Genomic DNA, 26027 nt, shown 5'->3' on the forward strand with positions numbered 1-26027 from the left:
CACCGATACCCAGATGGGCGTCCCTGTCCCGGAGCTCGGCTGGTGGCAGTGGGTGTGGACGTACGTGGTCTCGCCGATCGCCGGTGGTTCCACCTGGCCGCTGACCGACGAGGACCAGGTCCGGCTCAGGGCCCAGGCATGGCGTGACCTCCAGACGCTGTTGCTGAGGGTGGGTCAGAACACGTCTGTTTCGTTGACGGACATGGCGATGTTGTGGGACGGGCCGTCGGCCGAGGCGTACCGGCAGCGGGCGTACCGGGTGCTGGGTGCGGTGCAACAACTCGTCGACGGCGCCGGCGACATCGCGGACCAGGCGGACGACGCCGCCCTGGCGATCGAGTACGAGAAGAACACCATCGTCCTGTCGGTGATCGCCTGTTGTTTCGAGTTGGCGGCGATTCTCGCGTCGATGTTCTTCACCGGCGGTCTGTCGGCGTTGTTCGGCGCCGGGCCGATCCTGGTGGCGCGCGGAATCGTGGAGCGGGTCTTCCTGCAGACGATGCAGCGGTTGTCGGGAAAGTTCCTCGGCCGGTTGACGGTGGAGGGGTTCCAGGAGGCGATCCAGGAGATCTTCACCTCCGTCCTGGCGCAGTTGGCGCAGATCCTCGAGGGAACACGGGACGGATTGGACGGCGCCCTGATCCGGGACAGCGGACTGGGCGGTGGCGCCGGCGGGGTGGCGGGCAAGCTGACCGAGCCGGCGGCGCGGGGTGGCAAGGCGGCGTTGGACAAGGTCGGTAACCCGGTGGTGAGCAACGCCGGCGACATCGTGGTCCAGGGGACCCACGACACGTTCGCGAACAGCGTTGGCAATGCGACGGTCAATGCCGTCGTCTACCAACAGGCACCGACGCTCGAGGACTTCGTTCCCGGGCCGGACCAGATCGTCGCCGGTGGCATCCGGGAAAAGATCGGTGACCGGGCCCACCAGGCGTACGAGCAGATCGGTGACGCGGCCGGATGGTCGGACCTGTCGGGGTCGCCGATCGCGGTGCCGCCGCCCGGCACCGCGAGCCCGCCGACGACGACCGCTCCACCTTCGGCGACGAGCCCGCCGGCGACATCCGCTCCGCCTTCGGGTACGACGACCGCTCCGCCTTCGGGTACGACGGCCGCTCCACCCTCGGCGACAAGCCCGCCTGCGACGGCTGCTCCGCCTTCGGGTACGACGGCTGCTCCGCCTTCGGGTACGACGGCTGCTCCGCCTTCGGGTACGACGGCTGCTCCGCCTTCGGCGACGAGCCCGCCGGCGACTGCTGCTCCGCCTTCGGGTACGAGCGTGCCGCCGTCGGGTACCGTCCTGCCCAGCTCCGGGGACAGCCCGGTCGGAGCAGGCCCGTCGGCTCCACTGTCGGGAGCCGATAGCCAGGCCCCGCAGGCCGGAACCGATATCCAGGCCCCCCAGGCCGGCACCGATACCCAGGCTCCGCCCACCGGCGCCGACAGTCCGCGTCCGGACATCGGGCTGCCCGGTGGTGAGCCGGCGGCGGTCGATCCGCCGGCCCCCCGCCCAGAAGCCGACCTCGGGGCCGCCGTCGTCCAGACGGGTGGTTCCGATTCCTCCGCGGGCGCCGCAGGGACCGGACCTGTCGGGAATCCACCGTCGTTCGGCACCGGACCGGGGCAGCCCGACCCCGTCGGTCACGGCGTCGACGAGACCACCCCGTCGGCTGGTCCGGCCAACGCCGCACCGGCGCAGTCCCGTACCGACTCCGTCGGGTCCGCTCCTCTGGTCACCAATGTGGGGCAACCTTTCGGACCGGCGGGCCCCCCGGTTGGTCAGCCACCCGCCGTCGTACCGGGCCAGGCCCCCGGAACGCCGTCCGGGGCGCCCACCTCCTCGCCGACGGTCGGCCAGCCGTCGGTCTCCGGGCGGGACCGGCCACCGACCGGGGTCGGCCGTGTCGACAGGTCGCGGACCGGTGACCCGGAACGTCCGCGACAGCACGCCGCGGACCCGACGGTTCCCCCACGGGACGACGAGCCACTGCTGGTGCCGGCGGACCCCGAAGCCTGGGTGACGGCGGGTCCGCACGAGCCGGCGTACGCCGCACCCGGTCGGTCCGACCCGGAGGACGACCCCGGGGCAGAGCCGGTCGGAGACCCGGTCCTGGTCGGTGCGGGACCGCCCGTCGACACGTCCTGGACCGCCCTCGAGATTCCCGGCGCCCCGTCCGGGGTGGGCCGGCGCCAAGCCGATGTGGTGTACGCGGGCGTGTTGTCGGCGCTCGATCGTGGGATCGTCGGCGTTCCCCGGCCGACCCGGATCGATCGGGCCGCGCGGATGGTCCGGGTGCCCGCCCCGGCGGGCGGCCCGGAGCTGCTCTACACGGTGGGAACGACCCCGCCGGGCACCCGGGCGATGCGGAGCCGGGTGGTCGAACGCGACGTCGACGGCACACCCGTGATCCGTGTCGTGATCTCGGACCGGCTGCCCCGGGGCGCGGACCTCGGCGGCGGGCTCCTCCAGCGGGACCTGTGGATCGCGCGGATCCTGGTCCACGAACCCACCGAGGCCGAGGCACTGCGGAGGACCGGATTCGTCTCCCGGCTCCGTCGACTGGTCCGCAACCCTGACGGCGGGACCTGGACACCGCACGACGAGGGACACCGGGCCGAGGTCCGGTACCTGACCGGCCAGGTGGTCGAACTGGAGCAGGCGGGTCGGCGACTCGCCGTCCGTGAGGCACGTCGCCAGCTCGGGCTGCTCCTCGACCACATGGGCGTCGAACTCCCGGACCCGGCCGCGCGCGCCGGTGGGCGGCTGCACCGCCTCGCCCTGTCACCGGCCGAGCTCGCGGTCGTCACGCCGATGCTGGCAGCGGACGCGCCATGGCGCTCCGACCTGCTCCCCGGCGAGCGTCGTCGGGTCCGCCGGGCGCTGGGGGCCGTCTCCGACGACCTGCTCTCGGTGGGCCGGGGCGCGACGGGCCGGGAACTGGCGGACATGAGGCTCGCCTGGCTCGGCAACCGGGGCATCGAGGTCCGAATCGGCGATCGGCCGCCGGTCATGATCGACACCCGGCCACTGATGCGCCGACTCGCGCACAGCGGTCTGCACGGGCCGGCGCTCTCCGCGCTGGCCCTCGACGAGCTGGGCATGGCGTTGTCCGCCGTGCTCGCGACCGTGGACGACCCGCGCCTGAGTTCCGATTCCCGGTTGGCCGACGCCGACCTGCTTGTCGCCCGCGCGCTCGCGCACCGTTACGACCGCCTCGCCGGCCGGCCGCAGCGGCCGGGGACGCTCGAGGAGACGCTGCGACGCTTCCGGGTCCGGGTGGCCAGGCTGACCGCCGCGCAGGCGTTCGAGCTGGCCGGCGAGATCCAGGACCCCAGCCTGGTGTCGCCCGTTCGGCAGCGGACCGTGACCGCCCTGGTGCGGGAGACCGTCACGCTCGTGTACGGCGACGGTGGCGTCACCGGCCAGGTGGAGGTGCTGTCCGGACCCCGGGTGCGGATCACCCCACCGGGCCGACGTCCCGTCGAGCTGGCGCTGCCGCAGTCCGTCGCCGAGCTGGCCGGCGCCGACGGTCCGGACCTGCCCGCGGTCCGGGCCGAGCTGGCCGGGTATCTCGGTGCCCGGCTTGCCGGCCCGGTCGACGGACCGGGGGCGTGGCGACCGACCGTCGGCGGCGACGCGGCCACCCGGGGGGCGTTGACCGCGCTGACCCGGCTGCATCTCGATCCGGCCACGACCGCCGAGACCCGCGCGGCGGCCGAGCGGCAGTTCTACGCCGTGATGACCGGTACGCCGTACTGGCGGGAGTCCGGTACCGAACGGGTGCTCACCGGGCTGGCGCCGCAGGTAGGCGCTCTCTGGCAGCGGGTCGCCGGACCCGATCCCGCCCGCAGCTACCGACCGTTGACGCCGGCCGGGGCGACCCGGCTCGATTCGACCGGCGACGACGACGCCACCGGAGTGTCTGCGGCACGTGCCGTACGCGGGGCGTACCAGTCCTATCTCGACAGCACGCGGCGACTGGCGGAGTACGGGTCCGAGCGGGACCGGATTGTCCGGCTGCTGCGCGGGACCGGTGGACGCCACGCCGGACCGATCGCCCAGGGTGACGCCGGTGGCCGGCCGGACCCGGCGCAGCCCCTCGCCACACCCGCCGTCCGGCTCCGCGCGCTGGACCGGGAGCTGCTGCCCGCGGCGCGGCGGGCGGCAATCGTGGCCGAGGAGGAGTTCGTCCGGCGGCTCGACGCGCTCGTCGACGCACACCGGCAGGTTGAGCAGCGGTTGTGGGCTGAGCGCCGACTCGGTGCCGACCCGGACCGGACCGCGCGGTTGATCGAGCGGCACACCGACGCCATCCGCGGTGTGACCGGAGTCCGGCGCGGCCACGCCGCCGTGGTCGAGCTGGAGCGGTCGGCGGCCGGTCAGCGTGCCGAGGCGCAGCGGCTGCGCCGGTATGCCCGACGGCTGCGCGACCGGGCCGGCCGGCATCCGGGTCCGGCCGGTGACCGGCTGCGAACCCGGGCCGACCAGCTCACCGGCCGGGCCCGGGCGCTCGAGGCGTCCGCCGTCCGAGGCCGGGCCGTCGCCGAGCGGCAGCGCGACCTGCTCGTCGACGAGCTGCGTATCGCGGAGGAGCTGCACGTCCCGCTCGGCGAAGCCGGAACCGGCGGCGGACCGCTCGGGCCCGAGCAGCGCCCCGCCGCGCCGGACAGCGACAGCGTGGCGGCGGTCAGCCGGGCGGCGCGGCGCGCGGTCGAGGCGATGGACTGGTTGCGTCTCGACGGAGACACCCTGCTGGTCACCGCGCCGGGGCAGGCGCAGACCCGGATGCGGCTGACCCTGCGTCCGCCGTCGCAGTCGAGCCGCTCACCCGACGGAATCAGCATCCGGGTGGCGGACGGCCGTCCCGGCTCGCCACCCGTCACCGAGGTGGACATCGCCGTCGACCGGGTCGGCCTCACCGACGAGCCCGACCTGGACCGGGCCACGGGAGCGCTGATCGCCGCCACCCTCGCCCGGGCGGCCTACCGCGAGCAGCGGGCCAGCGGGCGCGGCCGCGGACGGCACGGGTCACGGGCCGGGGAGAACCGCGCGGCCGTCCTCGCCGAGCTGCGCTGGGAGGCGCAGCGCCATGTGGCACTGCTGCGGGGTATCCGTACCGCGGCCGAGCGGGCGGCCCGGGGCGACGCACCGATCCGACGGCAACCGTGGGGTGGACCCGGCGGGCCGACAGTGGACCACCAGGCGCGGTTGCGGCGGCTGGTCGCGGCCCGGAACCCCAGTGAGCAGCGGGTCATCCGCATCCTCGAACGATCCGGCGGGCTCGATTCGCCGGACCGGTACCGGGCACTCGAGCAGGCGATCCAGCTCGCCGCACCCGGCCGGACGGACCTGCCGCAGGTGATCCGGTCCGCCCGGTCCGCCGGACTGCGCATCCGCCGACGGGAGCTGTCGCGACCGTACGGCCCGGGCCCGGTCGGGCCGGCCCTGGAGTCGAACCGGACGCGGGAAACCCCGGTCGCCGGTCCCGCCGCCCCGGGGGCCCTCTCCCTGCCCCTGGCGCCGCAGGCGGCGGTGCCGCGCCGACGGCCCCGGGCCTTCGTGACCACGCGGGTGCTGCCGGCCCTGCGTGACGCCGACCTGGTCCGCGCCTCGTGGTGGGTCGACGACCACACGCTCGCGGTGGTGGACCGGCACGGTCGGCAGGTCGACGTCCGGATTCCGACGGTCCACGGAGACCACGTCGGTGCCCGGGCCGCCGAGCTGCCCGGCGTGCTCATCGAGGCGATCGTGGAACAGGTCTTTCCGCCGGCCGGGGCCCGGGGGACGGCCCCGGCCCGGATCGTGCCGCTGTTCAGGGCGCTGGCGCGGATGCACCGGACGACCCTGGACAGCCGGCTCGACACGCCGATGCGCTCGGCACTGGAACGACGGATGCGGGAGCTGGTGGCGAGCCGGCCCGGGCCGTGGACCGATCCGGAGGGGCTGCGGCTCTCGGCGTACGAGGAGCACCTGCGCGAGCACTTCGCGACCGGAACCGCCGGGCGGACGCCGCGCCCGCCGGACCCGGATCGGCTGCACGAGATGGCGGCCACGGAGTCCGCGCTGGCCGCGCTCACCGGTCCCCGCGCTCCGCTCGGCCCGGTTCTGGCCGCCGGCCTCCGAACCGATGGCCGGGTCGAGGTCGCCCTGCCCGACGGCTGGCGCGACGTCCTGACCCTGCCGCCGCCCGATCCCGGCGTTTCGCCAGAACGCGACCTGCCGGAACTCGCCCGGCAGCCGATCACGCCGACGGAACTGAGCACCGACCGGGCGTTGCCGACGCTCGGCCGGCGGCTCGCGACGGCGGCGGCCGAGGCGCGGCGGGGCGAACTGAGCGAGGCCGAGCGGGTGGCCCTGCCCCACGTCGGCGAACTGCACGGACTGACGGTGTTGCGCGACCGGATCGTGCGACGGCGGCGCGACGCGGCCGACCGGGGTGAGCCGGCGGAGGTGCGCGGCGCCTTCGACCGGGCGGTCGCCGAACTGGACACCGTCGTCGCCGAGCGGGCCGAGCGGTTCGGCCTGCTCGCCCCCGGCGGAGGTAGGCCCGCGGACCCGGTGGGCCGGGCCCTGCTGCCACCCGCGGTGCGCGCGCTGGTCGAGCGGCTCGAGGCCGACACCCGGACCGCCCCGGCCGGTACGTGGTCCGCCGCCGGTCTTCCGACCCTGTCCGACCTGGTCCAGCGGCTGGGCGGACTCGGTCCGGTGGAACGGCGGGTCCTGGCGGCGGTGGTCCGGGTGCTGCCCCGGCTCGACGGTGCGGGTCACCGGCTCGTCCTCGATGCCGACGCGACACTGCGGGTCGAGCCTCGCCGCCGGCCGTGGCGGCCGGCCCCACCGCCCATCCCCCTGCTGGCTGCCGGGACGTTCCCCGATCCTGCCGGCCTGCCCGACGACCCGGTCGCGCTCGACGCCGTCGTCACCGACTGGCTCACCGGAGTCGTCAGGGAGGCCGTCGACGGCAGCCGTCGGCCGGCAGCAAGCTCGCGTGCCGCAGGCAGCCAACCGAGCCGCCGACGGCGGACGCGTCGGGTCTCCGTCCGGCTTCCGTCGGCGACGAGCGCTGCGCCGGCCGACCAGGGTGCGCGGACCGACCACGCGGGCACCGAGGCCGACCTGCGTACCGCAATCCGGTCGCTGGTGGAGCGCCACCCGACGCCGGCCGGCGTCGGGTACACCCTGCGGACCTCGTCGGACGGGCGGTTCCTGCTCGCCGAGCCGGGCCCCGACCGGCCACTGCCGACGATCGTGTTCCGGCTGACCGTCGGCCCGCTCGACGGCGCCGTGGCGGCGACCGAGCCGAGCGGCGAGCAGACCAGGGCCGGGGATCCGATCGTCGAGGTCCGGATCTCGTCGGCGCTGCCGGCGACCGCCCGCCCGGCGGCGATCCGGCAGGCGCTGGTCCGGGTGGTCGCCGAGACCCTGGACGGGACCTCGCCGGCCCGCGGGCTCGTCGACCGGATCCGGCGGGCCTGGCGGGCCTGGACGTCCGACGGCGGCGGGACCGGCCCCGCCGGCGCACTCGATACCCGGATCGCCCTGGCCGAGCTACGGGTGGAGTTGGCCGACCGGGCCTCCGCCGATCCCGACCGGCGGACGACGTACGACGAACGGGTCGGCCGCCTGCTGGAGCGGCTCGGCGTCACGCCGGAGAGCCTGACGGCGCCGGAGGCGGTTCCGTTGTCACCGGGGGACCGGGGAGCCGCGACGGCGCCCGTCGTCGGGCCCACCGATCCCGCCGACGTGATCGCCGGGCTGGTGACCGGGCCCGACGCCGGGGCGGCCCTCGACCCGGCGGAGACCAGGGACCTGATCCGGGCGCTGGCCGGGCCGGACGCGGCCTGGCGGGTGGCGGCGGCGCGGCGCCGGCGCGGCGAGGTGCGGTCGACGCTCGACAACGCCCTGGCCGATCTGGCCGACCCGGCGGTCGGGCTGCTCACCAATGACGGCGGTGCCTTCCGGATGCCGGGCGGGACACTGGTCGACCTGCCGATCCGGGACGAGCTGGTCGACCGGCTGGCCGACTCCGGCGTGGTCGGCGACCGGCTGCGGACGGCCGCCACGGTCGAACTCGTGCGGCGGATCGTGGCCACCCGGCCGAACGACCTCGGTCCGCGGTGGAGTCCCGATGTCGACCTGACCACCGCCCGGGTCCTGGCCCGCCGGATTGCCACCGTGCCCGGGGACGAGCGACCCGAGTACTGGCGCGAACTGGGTGGGGTGCTCGACCGGCTGGATCCGGACCAGCGGGCCGCGTTCGGCGTCCCGCAGGCCGACGACCCCGCCGGGTTGCCCGAGGAGACCCACGCGCTGCTCGCCCGGGCGGGCCTCGTCCCGGCGGCGGACCGCTTCGCGGTGCTGCGGGGGCTGCCCGGGGGTGCCGCGGCAGTGCGGGAGGGCGTCGACCGGATCCGGGAGCAGACGTACCGGAACGAGTCGCCGGCCCTCGCCGACATCGAGGCGGCTCTCGCCGAGCCGCTACGGTCGATGACCCGTGGCCTCGCGGAATACGAGGAGGCGATGACCGCGCGGGCCGAGGCTGCCCGGCGGGCCCGGGACGCGGCACGGAGCCGGGCCGACGAGAAGCGGCGGGCCGCCCGGCGGGAGCGGGAGAAGAGCGACCGTGAGGCGCTGCGCCGGGCGCGGCAGGCCGAGACGGACCAGCGGAACGAACAGGACGCGGCCGCCCGGCACGCCCGGTTGGTCACCCGGTACGAACGGGCCGCTGCCGCCGCCGGCACCGCGCGCCTCGCGTACGGCAAGGTCGCGGATATCCGGGCCGGGCTGGCCCAGGTGCCGGAGAGTCGCCGTCTGGACGCCGTCCGGAACATGGTCGCCGCCGCCGCTCCCGCGCTCGCCCGCTACCAGCTCCTCGAACGGACGCTCGACCAGGTGACGCCGCGCGACGAGGCACTGAGCATCGCGATCCCGGTGCGGTTGCCGCACATGGGGGCGGTGGCCGGCACCCTCAACACGCTGCTGGCCCAGGAGGGTGGTGCCGAGGCGAACATCGTGCCGGACCGCCTCGAGCGGGAGCTGAAGCCGCTGTGGGCCGATCTGATCGGCATGGTCGGCCAAAACCGGCCGGGTGGCACGATCGTGCAGGTCGGCCGGGACGCCGAATACGAGATCAGGTTCGTCCCGCGGGGCCGGCCGATCGCCCGGACCGACGTGCCGGACCAGGCATCCGAGGGGATGTACGGGCAGATACCGCAGTACACCCCGGGCAGCCGTGGATTCAGTTCGGCGCTGAACCGGAGCATCGGGCTGAGCGGTGCGGTACGACTGGCCGGCGACCGGCTCCCCGACGGGGTGTCCGGGTGGCTGGACCAGGCGAAGGCGCTGTTGAGGTTCCTTGCCGTGCGGGTCAGCGGCGACGTGTCCCGGCGTACCTCGATGGTGAGCAAGGGCGGTCTGGACGCCCTGCCCGGCGCCGTCTGGGACAACCGTGGCGAGGCGACGCTGTTCGACTGGGCCTTCGACGTCGAGGTCCGAGTCCGCACCGCCGCGAGCCTCATCCGGACCGGGAGTGACGGCGACCGGGCCTGGAGCGGGTGGCACACGGTGCGGGAGGGCGCCCCGGGCGACGTACCGACGGCCGAGGTGTGGATGGCGCACCCGTTCACCGAACCGGCGCCCGAGCGGGCGGTCCGGATCGACCCGGCGGAGCGTGACCCACGACTGCCCGAGCACGTCGTGACCGGGCTGACCGGGCTGCCGGAGCTGTACGACAGTGTGCTGGCCGAGTTGGGACCGGAGCACACCGTGGTGGGCGACAGCCTGGCCCGGCAGCTCGCCGTGCACCTGTTCGAGGAGAACCCCGCCCGCATCGTCTCCACCGCCGACCCGGACGGTCCGCCGCTGTCCTACGAGCTCACCGACGACGGCCGCCCGGTGGCCCGGGTGGAGTACCGCACCCGGATCCACTGGGAGCAGGCGGAGATGGTGGGCCGGCCGAGCCGGAAGACGCACCTGGAGCGGCTGCGGGTGCTGTTCGTCAGCGTGGTCGGTGGGGTCACCTTCGGTCGTGGTCGGTCCCTGGGCGGCGAGGTGGGGCTCTCGGCCCGCCTCGTCGACCTGCTGAACCTCGTCGGCCTGGGCGACTGGACCTCGGAGAAGTGGAACCGGTTCTCGGCCAGCTACGCGGCGACCCGGGGCCGGGGCTGGTCCGACTCGATCTCGACGGCGAACGTGGGGATCCATCCCAGCGTCCAGCGGTACGACGGTCGGGTCCAGGCCTACACGATGAAGGTGACCCACGAGGCCGTCGTGCACCGGCTGGACGGCTCGGCACCGGCCCGGGTCAACGCGGGGGGCCGGGGCCTGTTCCAGTTCCCGGAACGGCACGCCTGGAGGTACGGCCTTCCGGTGGACAGGGATGCCTTCGTCCGGCAGGGCGACGGCACGCTGCGGCACGTCGACGAGGTGGTGCCACCCGGCCCCGACGATCCGACGCTCCTGCCCGGATGGCAGGGCACCGGCGGGAACCAGGTGCCGGGCGCCGCGCACGGCCTGGTACAGGGGATGACCGGGATCGACGGAGTTGACGGGATCAGGGCTCGGGTGGCGGCCGAGTTGCGTCGGCGGGGCTGGTTGCCCGAGGTGGACGGCGACGGCTTCCCGGTCCGTTCCGGATCACCCCAGAAGCTCGCCGACGACCTGGCGAACCTGCGTGCGGTGGGCGAGATCTCCACCTTCAGCCTGGAGTCGAACTACGACCAGCTGGTCCAGGACGGCATCACCGTCGAGGTCGCGCTGCGCCGGGGCGGGCTGCCGCCGAAGAAGGTCACGCTGCTGATCAGGCTGGAGCAGCGGACGTGGACGCTGGACGGCTTCACCGACGCGGAGAAGGTGGTCAACCTCAACATCGGCTCCGCCACGACGGGCCGGGGCAGGTCCACCGACCGGACGTGGCGGCACGAGAGCGTCGGCGGACTCGAATCCGAGCCGGATCCGGGCCTCGAGTTCCCGCAGTCGGCGACGCTGTCCGGCCGGGGCAGCCTGACCCGCGGTGCCAGTCTGTCCGAGGGGGACACCAACAACTCGGTGACCCTGTTCGAGAACACCGGCCGGACCGCCGTCACCACCGTCGGCTACGACCTCAACGTCCACGTTGTCGACGACGACGGGAACCTCGAGCAGGACCCGATCGCGACCTACCGGAACGGGACGGCGCGGATCCTGCTCCCGGCGGACATGTTGCGCAGGACTCCCGCGGCGGAGGAGCCCATTTCGCCGACGGTGCGGGAGACACCTCCGGCCGGGACGGTGGAGACGCTCCCTCCGAAGCCGGTGAAGGTGCCCTCGCCGCGCGTACTCAGCACCGCCCGGGTCCTGCAGATGGACGCCCGGGGCCTGTGGGACGGGGTACGGCGGGTGCTTCCGGAGACGTCGAAACCGGGCGACGGCTCCTACCACCACCTGCGCTCGTTCGTGAACGTCACCAGCCTGACCGCCAATCCCGACGCGCTGTACCTGCCGTACCGCACCAACACGGTGGTGGATCCGACCAGGCTGCCGACGGCGGTGCGGGCGTCCCTGTCGATCGAGTTCGAGCCGGGCGCCGTGGTGCCGGAGGGGACCTGGCCGGGAGCGGTCGTCGGAGACATCAACCTGACCCTGCACCAGTCCGGCGTGGGGGTGAGCCGGCAGGTCGCGGTGGGCGCGGGGTTCGGCACCACGGGAACCTCGACGACCGGCGAGGAAGGGTCCGACAGCGCCACGCTCGGCACCTCCGGCACGACGAGCCTGGGCGTGTCCAGCAGCACCGACCGGATCTCCGGCGTGGAGCGGCTGACCATCGACGTCGACACGCACTACATCGCCCGGGTTCCGCTGACCGCCCGACTCACCGGTGTGGAACACCACGCCCTGGGGCCGAAACGGAAACAGACCGAGGTCGGCGGGCTGACGGCGGTCCTGACCTGGCCGGAGCGGACGGCGTTGGCGCTGTACGCGGACGGCGAGCTTCCGCTGTCGCTGTACGACGTGGCCGACGCCATCGAGCGGTACGCCAGCGATCCGGTCGGCGGAGGGGGGCCGGACGGGATCCGCCACCTCGACCGGCACGTCGCGGTGGCGCTGCTGGAGCGGTTCCGGGCCGACGTCACCGAGCTCGAACGTGCCGAGCCCGGACGGACGAGGCATCCGGGCCTGCCGGACGGACGGTTCCGGACCGGCGTCGGCCCGACCGGGGCCGACCTGGCGGACCGGCTCGCCACCCGACTCGTCAAGCAGTTCCCCGACGACCCGGCGCTGGCCGGTCTCACCGATCCGGCGGCGATCATCGACCACGTGATCGCGCACGGCCGCGAGCTGCCGCCGGTCCCGCCCGCCCAGGCCGCGAAGGTCCTCCCGGAGAGCCAGCGGCACGCGATCGGCGCCACCGACGTGGAGGAGCTGGTGCTGACCCGACCGGCCCGGATCGGTCTGGCGCACCGCCTTGATCGGCTCGACCCGGAGCGGTTGGCCGGGGCCCGGGTCGAGCTGATCGAGGCGGTGCGCCAGGGGGTCGAGGCGGTGGCGCCCGGCGCGCTGGACCGTACGCCGGGGCTGGACCAGCGCCTCGCCGGCCAGTTGTCCGGAGAGAAGCGCTGGCGCGGCCACCTCGACGACATGCTCAAGCCCAACGGGTGGGAGTTCGGTGCGCCGGTCGCCGTACCGCTGCTCGGCACCGGGGTGATGACGAGTGAAGAACTCACGATCCGGGTACGGGTCGTCGACCTGGACGCGGGTGAGGTGATCGGTACCAGCCCGACCACCGGGAACATCACCCAGATCTACGGTTACGGGCAGCGCGGGCAGAGCGAGTCGGCCGGCTGGTCCGCCGGACTCAACGGTTCGCTGAGCCTGGGCGTCGACGCCGGCACCGGCATCGGCCGAAGCGGCCGTGGCTCGGTGGGGGAGCAGCACACGATGCTCCAGCGGGTCGCCGACTTCGGCGGGGCGACGCGGGTCCGCCGGACCGGGCGGCTGGTCGTCGAGGTGACCCGGTCCCAGCCGCGGCCGGTGGGGCGGGCCGTCGCGCACGTCGACGAGCTGCTGGTCTCGCCCCGACCGGTCAGCTGGACCCGGCAGCTGAATGTCTCCTTCGTCCAACTGGTGCCCTCCGCCATCATGGTCGAGCCGGGTCGACCCGACGTCCTCGACCCGTTCCGGGTCCGGGACGACCGGTTCGTCGGGCTGCCGTGGCGGTTCGTGCCCGAGTATGTCGAGCACGGCTCGCTGACGGACCGGATCCTCGCCCGGCTGGCCGGCGAGGACCTGCTCGGCAGGAACGCGGCCGGCCAGGCCGCGGCGGTCCGGACCCAGCTCAACGCGGCCTTCGACCTGGCAGCCCTGGCAAAGTTCCTCGGACCCGGCGGTTTTCCCGCGGTCGACCTGCGCGTCGGAGGTCATCCGGACCGGTTCGTCTCCGTGACCGTCAAGGCACGGCCGTACGACGTCCGGACCGTCGAGCGGGGAGAGGCCGAGCTGGGCGACGTCAACCGGGTCCAGCGGACGACCGGCCAGCAGGACGACTTCAGCTGGCCCCTGCCGCCGAGCCGGGGCGTGAGCCCCGGGTCATGGCCCGCCCCGTTCCTCGACGGGCTCGAACTCGGTGCCCGGATCGGTGGTGGGGCGCAGGCCTCGGCGGGGATGTCCCGCACCACCGGTGACCGCAACGAGCTCAGTGACTTCGTGCGGGGCCAGGTGCGGCGGGTCGGGGTCGCCCTCGCCTACGACCTGACCTTCACCCTGGAACAGCGGCGGCCCGAGGGAACCACCGTGCTGCGCCAGGTACGGCTGCCACAGGCGGTGACCGACGGCCGGGCCTCGCTCTACGCCTTCGCCTCCGATCTCGCCGAGTCGCAGCGGCGCCGGGACCTGGGAGTGGACGGTTGGGCGGGCCGGGTCTGGCGGTTCGACGAGGCACCGTCCGACCTGGAGTCCCAGTGGCGCGAGCGACGGATGCGGGGGTGGCTGGCCCGCTGGCGGGACGTCCCGGTCGGGCGTCGGCACCTGCCGGTGCACACCGTCCGGCCAGACCCCCGCCCGCTGGATCCGGGTGCCGTCGCCCGGCTGGCCGCCCGGCCGCTTCCACCGGGGTCGGCCGGGCCGCCTGGGCTGGAACAGGGTGACACCTCGCACACCGCGCGGGAGATGCCCGGCGCGCCGTCGCATCCCGAGCACCGCGACCCTGGCGCCGCCGCCGACGCCCTGGCCATGGCGTTCCGCGAGGTCCACGGCTCGGACGCGGACAACGCGGCCGGGTCGCGTCCCGATGATCTCTCGGTTCCGATCCCGGGCGGGCTGACGCTCGTCTTCGAGATCGGGGAGACCGCGCCGGGGATCCGGGCCTACCGGCACGAGCCGGAGAACGGCGTGATCCGGGTGACCGTCTCGGATGCGGTCCGCAGCGTGCGACAGATGCGCCGGATCATCGTGCACGAGTCGGACGAGGCGGCGGCGCTCCATCCAGCCGGGATCAGGCAGCGGATGCGGGCGCGGCTGCGGAACCCGGAGCAGCGGTCCGAGACCATCGCCGATGGCGCCCGGCTCGACGACCTGGCTCCGCACCCGGTCGGACACCTCGGCGAGGTGCGACTACTGGCCACGGAATGGTCGCGTACCAGAACGCGGACCCCCCGGTCGTCGGACGACGCCGGGGAAGAGCTGCTCGACATCGAGCGGGAACTCGGCAAGCTGCTCGCGGCCATGCAGGTGAGCAGGCGGGCGCAGCTCACGTCCCTGTTGCCGCCCGAGCAGCTGGAGATCGTGACACGGGTGTTGGACCCCGGGGCCGGATGGCGTACCCACCTGCCGTCCGACGAGTACCGCATGGTCCGGCAGGCGGTCGACGCCGTCCTTCCGTACCTGGAGACCCGGATCCGATGGCGCGACGGGGTTGGCGTGCCGGACCTGCCGGCCCGGCTCACCTGGAGCGCGAACGACAGGTACCGCCTCGACATCGCGGTCGGCGACCGGACCTGGCCGACGGACGTCTTCCCGGAGCTGCTGTCCCTCGCGGACACCGGACTCTCGGGCGAGCGGCTGCGGGCGCGGGCCCGCGACCTGCTGAGCGCCCGACTGTCCAGGGGGCCCGACCAGCCGGATGTCGACGCCGACCGCTCCGACGAGTCAGCCGCTCCTGCCACGGCACCGGCGGGCGTGGCGCCGATGGTCGTGGCCCGGGCGTGGGCCGACCGGTACGCCGAGACCGGGAACCCCGACGTCCTGAACCGGTTCCGGGAGCACCTCACCGAGCTGACCCCGGACGAGTCGTCGGAGTTGTTGGGCGAGATCCCGTCGGGTTCGGTGCTGACGCGGTACCTACGGTGGGCGATCGGCGAGGCGATCCTGACGGAGGCCACCAGGATCGGGTACGGGGCAACGGCGGACGACGGCTTCGCACCGTTCACGGTGCGCGGCTCCACCCTGTCCCCGGAGCACGAGGAGCAGGGGATCTGGCTGTCATCGGAGGCCGGAGGGGCGGAAATCGCGGCGTGGGACCTGGTCATGGCCGCCGGGGAACTCGCGAACCCGGGCAACGCCGACCTGCCCACGATCCGGGCCACGATGGTGGTCCTGCTCGGCGTTCGGATCGCCGCTGCGCGGGCCGGCCGGTCGTCGCTGCCGGGCGATCGCCCTCTTTCGCCGAGGGCGGACGGGGTTCTCCTCGCGATGGCGGGACTGACCCGGGTGTACCACCACCCGGAGGTGTCGACGGAGACCAGACGGGCCATCGAGCGTACCTTTGCCGGACTGCTCGGGAGAACGGCGCGAATTGCCGACGTGGCCGTGGATCCGGCGACCCTGCCCCCGGCCGTACGGCACCTCTACCGCCGGGCCACCGCGGCCCGGCCGGACGGAGCCACCGGCCCGGTCGCGGAGGCGCGGCGGTCCTCCGACCTGGCGACGGACCCGACCACCGCGACCCCGACCGCATCCGACCCGCAGCACGACCGTACCGCCGGCCGGCGCGGTCCGGACCTGCTGGAGGCGGTCTGGTGGGCGGCGCGGCATCGCGGCGGCGGTATCACCGATCCGGTCGAGCAGGCCGAGTTCGGGCGACGACTCGACGAGCTTGTCGGGATCGTCCAGACCGGGGCGACGTGGCTCGCCGCGGCATCGCGGAACACCGCCGACCCGCTGCGGATGTACGACCTCGCCACCCGGCACGCCCAGGTTCGGGAAGCTCTGACGGCGGCCCAGGTGCACCACGAGTTCGCGACGCGGTTGCGCCAGGAGAGGCTGGACGCGTACCGCGAGGCGGACGAACTGTGGGCGCGCGTGCCGCCGGGGCGGGGAAAGCGGGCGCGACAGGCGGGCGCCGAGTTCCAGGTACGGCTCCAGCAGCTGGCGGATGCGGGGAGAACCGCGCAGGAAAGCGCCGACAGGCACTGGAGCGACCTGCTCGGACGTCTTCGTTTCGCGTACGCCACCGTCCCGGTCGGCGTGACGACCGGTGTCGTCCGCGACGGTTCGCGAGAGCCGGATCGCCCCGATGGGCGCGAGGTTCGTCCGCTCAGGTTCGAGGGGAACCGGGCCAGACTCACCGCGCTGCGGAACCTGATCGTGCAGCGGTGGGTTTCTCCGGACGGACCGGGCGTGCTTCCTCGAGGTGACTCTTTTGTGGACGGGATCCAGGCGCCGGATCCGGTCAGCGGCGACGAGCTGTCCGTCATCGTCTACCTCCGGGGGATCCCGAGGCAGTGGTCACGAGTCGCCGGCACCATCAGGGTGATCGAGCAGGACGGCGACGATTCAGACAAACCCCCGCAGGTCCATCTGACATATCCGCCACGAGCGCCAGAGGAGTTCCAGCTCACCATCTCCCGGCACGGCACCGTCGACGAGCTGCACGACCTGCTCCGCGCCGAACTGGTACGGCTTGGCAGGCGGCTCGCCGAGGACGTCGGAACCGTTGCGTGGACGGACGACGGTTCGGCTTCGAACCGGTCGCCGCTGACCAGGCTCGACGACGAGGAACTGCGTACGATCGCGCGCCTGGAAACGCTGGTGCTGCGGCTGACCACAGAGCCCGATCAGGACACCCGTGACCGCCTCATGCGGACGGTGCCCGAGCTCCTTCGGCAGGTGCACCTCGATCCGGAGACGAAGAGTCGTTCGCCCCGGCCGGAATACCGTGGATACGACCGACGATGGCGGCAGGTCAGCAACACAATCCGGACCGATGAGGCGTCTCCGGCGGTCCGCTACTACCTGGCGACGCTGCCCCGGCGTCCACTCACCATCGACGATCAGATCGCGGCCCGTCTGGCCGACATCACCGGGCAGGAGGTGCGGATCCAGGACGGCGGCATCGTCGTCGGCCACCGTGCCGAGGCGGTGGGGTTCGTCCCCGTCGCCGCCGAGTCGGGCGTGCTGCCGCCGGACACGTGGTCGGAGTTCCTGCGCACGGGTGACCGGAAGTTCACGGTCTGGGCCCGGCCAGCGCTGCGGTCGAACGCGAACGCCCTGGCCTGGGCCATCAAGGAGTTCATCGACGAGCGGTATCCGGACCTCGGGTCGGCTCGGCCCGGGACCGACGCCCCGGCGCGGAAGCGGCCAGAACTGTACGACGGCGCGGCTCGCTCGGCCGTGCTCAGGCTCGAATCACTGGCAGGGCCCGACCAGGAGCAGATCAGCGTGCTCCAGGAGCCCATCACCGGACTGACCGCACGCCAGGCGTACGAATCGCTGCGTGGGGAAGTTGCCCCGGTGCGGCGGCAGATCCTCCGGCAGCACATTGCCCTGGCCGTGATGCGAGACGGCCTCGACGTCGTCCACCCGACGCCTGCCGTGCCCAGCGAGCGCTTTGACCACTGGCTTGCCGCCACCCGCTCGGCAACGGAAGTCGGACGCCCGTCCACGTTGGTCCGTGCGGCTCATGAACTCGTGCTCGTCGGCGTGGAGCTCGAGACCGTGCGGGTGATGGTCGTCGCCCGACTCGGCGCCGACCGGATGGCTCCGGAGCCGGGCCTGGCGTCGGATCCGTTCGCGAGGCCCGAACCCGCCGGCCCGGATGCGCTACGCGACGCGAACGAGGCGCTGGATCACCTGCTCGCGACCGATGCTTCGGTCAAACTCTGGACGGCCGTGGCACGCGCGCGTGCGGAACTGCCGGCCCAGCTGCCGGATCCGGTCAACGGCCCGACCCCCCTGTGGTGGCTCGAGGAGGGCGACGCCCCGGACGAGCCCGCGAACATCCAGGAGGCCCTGGAACTCCTGCACGAAGGCTCCCGGTTCCGTCACGGGGCCGGGCATCACCGCGGCCACGTACCGCCGGACCTGGCCGCCGAGGACCCGGAGCCAGGCCAGGCGCACGAGCCCGGAGACCGGTACCGGGCGGCGGTGGACGTGCTGCTCGCGCACTATCGCGACGGCGGGTCGGAGCTGGCGAAACGGCTACGGAAAGCGCGGAACCCGGAGCAGCTGCACATGTTGGCTCTCCGGCATGCCGCTCTCCGCGAGGCGGTCGAGGAGCTGGCGGCGATCCACGACCGGGTATGGCAGGGGACGTCCCGCTCGCCGGAGGAGGACGAGCACGATCGGTCCCGGTACGCGGAACTGGTGGAGTTCGTGCGCTCCACCGTCTCCGAGCACCACCGCTACACCGCCACCGTGATCGACGGCACCGACCTGGCGCAGCGTCAGCCGTCGGTGGCCCCTCGGCAGGTGAAGCTGGAGGCGCTGGAGCAGCAGCTGCGGGCCCGCTGGGAGTCGGGCGGATCCGACGGGCAGCTGCCTCGGGGCGACTCCTTCGTCCGGGGCATCGAACCGCTCACCCTGACCGGCGAGAGCCTGCGGGTTCGGATCGACACCCGCGAGGGAGGGTCGTACCACGCGCAGATCCGGGTCGCAGCTCCGGGTGCGAAGGACCGGGCGGGGAACCGGCTGCGGGCGTACAGCTGGATCGTCACCAACCGCAGGTCGGGCGAGACCGAATTCGAGGTGCGCATCCCGGCGGATCATCCGGACAACGCCGACCTGGTGGTCACGCTCGCCCACGAGGTCGCGGAACTCGTCACCGCGGCCGGCCGGCCGAACCGGAAGCTGACCCCGGAGCAGGACCAGGAGAACCGGCTCACCCCGGACGACCTGCCGGTGCGCTGGCTGCGGCGGGTCCGGCTGAGCCCGCACGACGTCGGCGGTATCGCCGACCTGGAGACGAAGGTCCGACAGCTCGCCATCGAGATCGACCCGGAGAAGCGGGCCCGGCGCGCCAGGGACATCGAGGCGATCCGCCGTGCCCTCGGGTTGGACCCGGTCCGGAACGGCCGGTCGGCCCGGCGACGGTGGAAGATCGTCGACCGGCTGGTCCGGACGAGGGACTTCGACCCGGCCGCCCGCCGCTACTGGGACGCGCTCCACCGGCCGGGATGGCGGAACCTTGTGCTGCGGCACGGCATCGCGGCGTACCTGGACGAGTACGCCGGGCAGCGGGTACGGGTGACCGATGACGGAGTGTTCGAGGTGCCCCGAGGGCTGGGTCGGGAGCCGGTACGGCTGCGGCTCGTGTTCGGGTTCCTGCCGCCGGGGACACTCGTGGAAACCCGTCGGCAGCGCGACGGTTCCTTCCTGGTCCGGGTGCCGCGCGCGCTGGGTGACGACGTCCGGGCCGTCGGGCCACGGGTGGCGATGGCCGTGGCCGAGGCGACCAGCCGCGACGTGCGATGGGGCCGCCGGACGGGGCGGCGGCTCGACAGCCTGGCCGAGGGCGTCACAGTGCCGGAGCGGGTCCGGCGGCTGGGTCGGTCGGCGTCGGCGCAGTGGACGGGGGTCACCGCGCAGGCCCGGGCCTACCAGGCGTTGTCGCGTCGGCAGGCACCCGACCCCGAGACCGCCGCCCGACTGCGCCGGGCCCGGCAGGCCGAACACGCCCGGTTGGTCGAGACGCTGCGGTCGATGGCCGTGCTGGAGGGGCAGCAGGAGTTCGCCGAACGGTGGCGCGTGATCAGCGACTCGAAGCAGGCGGTGCCGCGCGATCCGGGGGTCGCCGCTCTGCTGCACCGCTGGGAGCGACCGGAACCCGACCCGGAGATGGTGCTGAACGCGTTGTCGGACGTCGCCTCCGACATGGCCCGCTATGCCGGCGCCCGTGGTGCCGAGTTGCGCGACGGCGGGCGCACGCTGCGGGTGATGCTCGACGACGACCACTTCACCAGCCACGATCTTCCGGTTCGGACGGACCTGCCGGTCGACAGTTCCCGGTTCGTCGAGCTGGCCGGCGATTCGCAGCAGGGTTGGTCACTGCGGCTGCGTCCGGACGCCGGCATGGACGCGGTCGGGTCGGACGGGACGGCCGCGTTGGCCGACCTGGTGCGGCAGGGACTCGGCGAGTTGGATTCCGGCAACCGGACTGTCGAGGCGGTCGCGGCCCAGTTGCGCTATCTGGCGGACCGGCACCGGGTCTCCGACCAGCTTGTCCGGCAGGCGATCCGGGCGAAGGTCGTCGCGCTGGTCGACACCCTGCGGGTCGGTGACCCGGAGACCTGGTCCGACCGGCGGAATCTTGTCGTCTCGGCCGGCGAGCGACTGGCCGGGCGGATGGCGGACCGGCGGGTCGACCGGGCCCGGGAGCACCTGTTGGGCCTGATGATGGGGCAGCCCGAGGCCCGCCGTGCCCTCGACGAGGCCGTTGCACCGCACGTGCCAGACACCGGTGCGCCGCCGTTGCGGAACTACTTCCCTGGCCGGGTCTTCGGTGCCATGGCGTCGATCGCCGCCACCCTCACCTCGGGCACCATGGGCGGGCGGTCGGCAACCCTGATGACCGCCCAGGTGGTTTCCAGCACGGTGGGGGGTGCCCTCGTGCAGCCGCAGCAGGACCACGCGCTGCGCGGCGTCGAGGAGCGGGCGAAGGCGGCGAAGGCGCACCGGGACCGGTTGGCGAGCCGGGTCCGTTCCGCCGGGCCGACGAACGCGAACCCGGCGCAGCCGTCTGGCCCGGACCGGGTGCCTTGGCCGCACTGGTGGCCCTTCTACCGCAAGCGGACGCTGCCCGCGGTGATCGGGGCCTTCGTCCAGGCCGTCATGATGCTCGGCGAGTACGGCGGTCGGGCGGCGGCCGGTGTGGCCCCGCCGTTGCTCGCGGGAGCCGCGTCCGGGGCGAGCGACCATCTCCCCGAGCGCTCGGAGAAACAGGCGCGGGAGGACCGCAAGCACGAGGTGGGTCAGCGGCCCGAGGGCAAACGTGACGCGAAACTGGCGGAGTTGCACCACGTGGCCGCCGAGGCGCGGGAGCGGCTCGCCCGACAGGTCGGGGCCGGCACGCTGACCCCGACCGGTGGGCAGACCGAAATCGACGGCTGGCGGCAGGTCAAGGCGGATCTCGAACGGGCCCGGCAGGAGCTGCGGGCGGACGCCGAGGGCCACCGGGAGGCGCTGCGGAAGCGGCGCCGGCTGCGTCGGATGCTGTGGAAGGGCACGCTGGCGAGCGAGGTGGTCGGGCGACCGGTCCGGGCCGCCGGCCGCGCGGCGGGTTCGCTGGCCCGGCGGGTTACCCGCCGACAGGCTGCGGTGTCGTCCTCGACCGCCGGCACGCCGCTCCCACCCGGGATGGCCCCGGCCAGCCACTACCGGTGGCGGTCGGTGGCACCCACCACGATCAGCGCGGCGGCCACCGTCGGGATGAACTGGCTGCTCACCACGGACCCGTCCAGCTTCCTCTTCGTCATCACCACCGGGGTCGCGTCGGCGCTGGCCGGGCTCGGTCTCGGCCAGGGCTGGGTGTACCACCGCCAGGATGAGATCGAGGACGAGGCGTCCCTCGCGGCGTTGCGCACGCTCCGGCACGTTGAGGACGGGCTCACCGAGGTGGAGCAGGTCCTCGCACTGCTCGGTGACCCGCAGGCCCGGCCGAGCGGGCCGCCGGCACCGGCCGGTGGTCGGAGCCTGCGGTCGAGTTGGCGGCGCAGGTCGGCCGGGGCGGCCGTGGGCCGGACCTCCACCGATCCGCACGACAGCCACTTCCTGTCCGTGTCGCTGATGAAGCATGGGCCGGCGGCGGTGTTGCGGGTCGCGGCGATCGTCGGCGCCGGTAACCTCCTGCTTCCCGAGACCATGACAAACGGCCTGGACAGCGACGTGCTGATCGCGGTCACCGCCGCGCTCGAGGCGGGCAAGGAGGCGGTCTACGGAGTCGGTGAGGCGCTGTACCGCAGGTGGGCCGCGCGGCGGGGCGTGGAGGGCAAGGCGGTCACCGGACAGGACAGGGCCCGGCTTCTGCCGTACACGCGGGCGGAGCTGGCCGAACACGCCCGGAAGCTCGCGGGCGAGGGTGCCGACCTGGCGGCACAGGCGAAGCTTCCGCCCCGCGTGGCGGGGCCGTCGCTGGCCCGGCGGGCAGCCGGTGCGGTCTCCTCGGGAGCGGTCAGGGCGGCCGGGGCAGCGTCCTCGGCGGCCCGGCGCGGCACCGCCGTGGGGTCCTCGGCGGCGCGGCGCGGGGCGGACCTGGCGTCGTCGGTGGCGCAGCACGGGAAGGACGCTGCCTCCGCGGTGGCGCAGCACGGAAAGGACGCTGCCTCCGCGGTGGCCACCCGGGCCCGCAAGATGGCCTCGGTGGCCCGGTGGGGGCTGGCCGACCCCCGGGCCAACGGGATCGAGGCGATCAAGCGACTCGTCCGGTTCGACCCGATCGACGTCGCCTCTGGCGACATGGTGTTGACCCAGACCGACGTGGAGCTGCCCGGCGTACTGCCGCTGCTGCTGAGCCGCACCCACCTGTCGTCGTACCGGGTGGGAGGTTGGTTCGGGCGCTCCTGGGCATCCACGCTGGACCAGCGGCTGGAGGTCGACGAGACCGGGGCGTACTTCGCCACCGCGGACGGCATGATCCTCATCTACCCGGCCGAGAACGGGCACCCGGCGCCGTTGCCGGTCGAGGGTCCGCGTTGGCCACTGAGGCGGGAGCCGGACGGGACGTACGCGGTCACCGACCGGGTCCGGGGCTGGAGCTGGCACTTCGCCCCGGTCACCGACGACGACCCGGTGGCCCCGCTGCCACTGGTGGCGATCACCGACCGGAACGGCCACCGGATCGACCTGGAGTACGACGAAGCTGGCACGCTGACCGGGGTCACCCACTCCGGCGGCTACCGGATCCGGGTGGATGTCGAGCGGGACCGGATCGTCGGGCTGGGGTTGCCGGCCGACGACAACCCGGCCGGGACCACGTTGGTCCGGTTCCGGTACGACGACGGTGGGGACCTGACCGAGGTGGTCAACTCCTCCGGGCTGCCGCTGCGCTTCGACTACGACGCGGACGGGCGGATCGTCCGCTGGACCGACCGGAACCGGACCGAGTACCGCTACACGTACGCGCCCGACGGCCGGTGCGTGGCGACCGGCGGCACCGGCGACTTCCTGGCCGGCCGACTCGACTACGACCCCGAGGCCCGGACCACCACCGTGGTCGACTCGCTCGGCCACCGCACCTGTTACCGGTTCAACGAGCTGGTGCAGGTCGAGTCGGTCATCGACCCGTTGGGCAACGAGAGGCGCTTCGTATGGGACCGCTACGACCGCAAACTCGCCGAGACGGACTCGTCGGGCCGGACCACCCGGTACGGGTACGACGAGGCCGGCAACCTGGTCGAGGTCGTCCGTCCGGACGGGTCCCGGGCGACCGTCGGCTACAACGAGTCGCACCGGCCGGTCGTCGTGACCGACTTCGACGGCGCGGTCTGGCGGCGAGGGTACGACGCCCGGGGCAACCTGACCGAGGTCACCGACCCCACCGGGGCGACCACCCGGTACCGGTACGACGGGTCCGGGCACCTGGCCGGGGTCGTCGACCCGCTCGGCGCCTCGCTGCGGGTGCGTACCGATGCGACCGGTCTGGTCAGCGAGGTGGTGGATCCGACCGGTGCGGTGACCGGCTACCGGCGGGATTCGGCTGGTCGGATTGTCGAGGTGACCGATCCGCTCGGCGGTAGCACCCACCTGGGGTGGACGGCGGAGGGGCGCCTGGCGTGGCGGCGGGCACCGGACGGCACCGGCGAGGAGTGGAGCTACGACCCGGAGGGGAACCTGGTCGGTTACACCGATCCGACCGGGGCGACCACCGAGTTCGAGATCGGCCCCTTCGACCTGCCGGTGGCGCGCACCGGTCCGGACGGCGGCCGGCTGACCTTCGGTTACGACACCGAGTTGCGGCTGGTCACGGTCACCAACCCGCAGGGGCTGTGCTGGCGCTACGACTACGACCCGGCCGGGCGGCTGGTCGCCGAGACGGACTTCAACGGCCGGATTCAGACGTACACCCTGGACGCCGCCGGGCAACTGGTGGCCCGGGACAACGGTGCCGGGCAGCGGGTCGGGCTGGTGCGGGACATCCTCGGCCGGGTGGTGGAGAAGGTGACCGCCGAGGGGGTCACCAGCTTCGGGTACGACCCGGTGGGGCGGCTGGTGCACGCCGTCACCGGCGAGGTCGAGCTGCGGCTGGAGCGGGATCCGCTGGGCCGGGTGCTCGCCGAGATCCGTGACGGACAGGTGGTCGCCTCGACGTACGACCAGCTGGGACGGCGGATCAGGCGGCGTACCCCGTCGGGGGTGGAAAGCGTCTGGGAGTACGACGCCGGTCACCGGCCGATGGCGCTGCACACCGGTGGCGAAACGGTCCGGTTCGGTCACGACGCGAATGGGCGGGAGGTCCGGCGTACCGTCGGGGATCTGGTGCTGGCCCAGGCATGGGACGCGAACCACCGGCTGTTGTCGCAGATCCTCACCGCGAACCCGGCGGTTCCCTCCGCGGATCCGACGGGGATGTCGGACCAGTCGACCGGCTCGCCGTGGCTGGTCGCCCAGCGGACCTACCAGTACCGGACCGACGGGCACCTCGTCGGCGTCGCTGACCAGCTCACCGGCGAGCGCCGGCTGGAACTGGACCTCGCCGGACGGATCACCGCCGTCCGGGCCGCCAGCTGGACCGAGCGGTACGCGTACGACGAGGCCGGCAACCTCGCCCGGGCGAGCTGGTCCGGCGTCGAGGCGAGCGGCGATGCGCAGGGGGAGCGGCGGTACACCGGCACCCTGCTACGGCGGGCCGGCGACGTCCGCTACGAGTACGACGGCGCGGGCCGGGTCACGCTGCGGCAACGTAAACAGAACTCGACCAGGCCGCTGACCTGGCGGTACACCTGGGACAGCGAGGACCGGCTGGTGGCGGTCACCACCCCGGACGGCGCCCAGTGGCGTTACCGGTACGACGCGCTCGGCCGCCGGGTGGGCAAGCAGCGGTTGAACGCCGCCGGCGGGGTGGTCGAGCGGATCGACTACCACTGGGACGGCCTGCTGCTGGTCGAGCAGAACCAGAACGGGCCGACCGGATCACGGACCAGCACCTGGGAGTACGTCCCAGGCTCGTTCACCCCGGTGAGCCAGACCGACGCGCTGGCGGATCCGGTCGATGTGGACCGGCGTTTCTACGCGATCGTCGCCGACCTGACCGGCACGCCGACCGAGCTGGTCACGCCCGGCGGTGACGTGGCCTGGCAGCGGCGGACCACCATCTGGGGCGTCCCGACGTACGTCAGCACCACCGGAGCCGACTGCCCGCTGCGTTTTCCGGGTCAGATCCACGATCCGGAAACCGGTATGTCGTACAATTTCCAACGTTACTACGACCCGGACATCGGTAGATACCAGTCGATCGACCCACTCGGCCTGGCCCCCGGGCCGAATCCGCACAGCTACGTCCCGAACCCCACCCATGCGATCGATCCACTCGGCCTCGCCCCGTATGCCAGCCATGGTTGGTCGACGCGTATGGAGAGGGCTGGTGATCTCGCCGGGAAATACCTCCCTGGACAGGCGACCCGGGATCCGGCGTCGCAGTGGTACCACGAGGAACTGAGTGAGAGGGAACTTCTGGACGGGATCAACAAGGCCGCAGAGGGAGACGGCATCGTCGTTTCACTCCGCGGAAAGATCCTTGGAGGTCATCACCGCTGGGACGAACTCCTGAGGAGGGTCAGCGACGGTCGCGTTTCGCCGGACGAGCTGATCCGGATCGACGTCTACGGCGGGGGGTGAGGCTCTC

1 protein-coding gene is annotated in these 26027 nt (G+C 73.6%); it reads left to right on the plus strand.

Annotated elements, in window-relative coordinates:
• The first annotated feature begins 13 nt into the window (after window positions 1–13).
• On the plus strand, window positions 14–26020 hold the full coding sequence (locus tag ABGB21_RS04450) for a DUF6531 domain-containing protein (RefSeq protein ID WP_347676441.1): 26007 nt from the start codon (window positions 14–16) through the stop codon (window positions 26018–26020).
• Window positions 26021–26027: the final 7 nt, after the last annotated feature.

The organism is Plantactinospora sp. B24E8 (assembly GCF_039871735.1).
Taxonomy (GTDB): Bacteria; Actinomycetota; Actinomycetes; order Mycobacteriales; family Micromonosporaceae; genus Plantactinospora.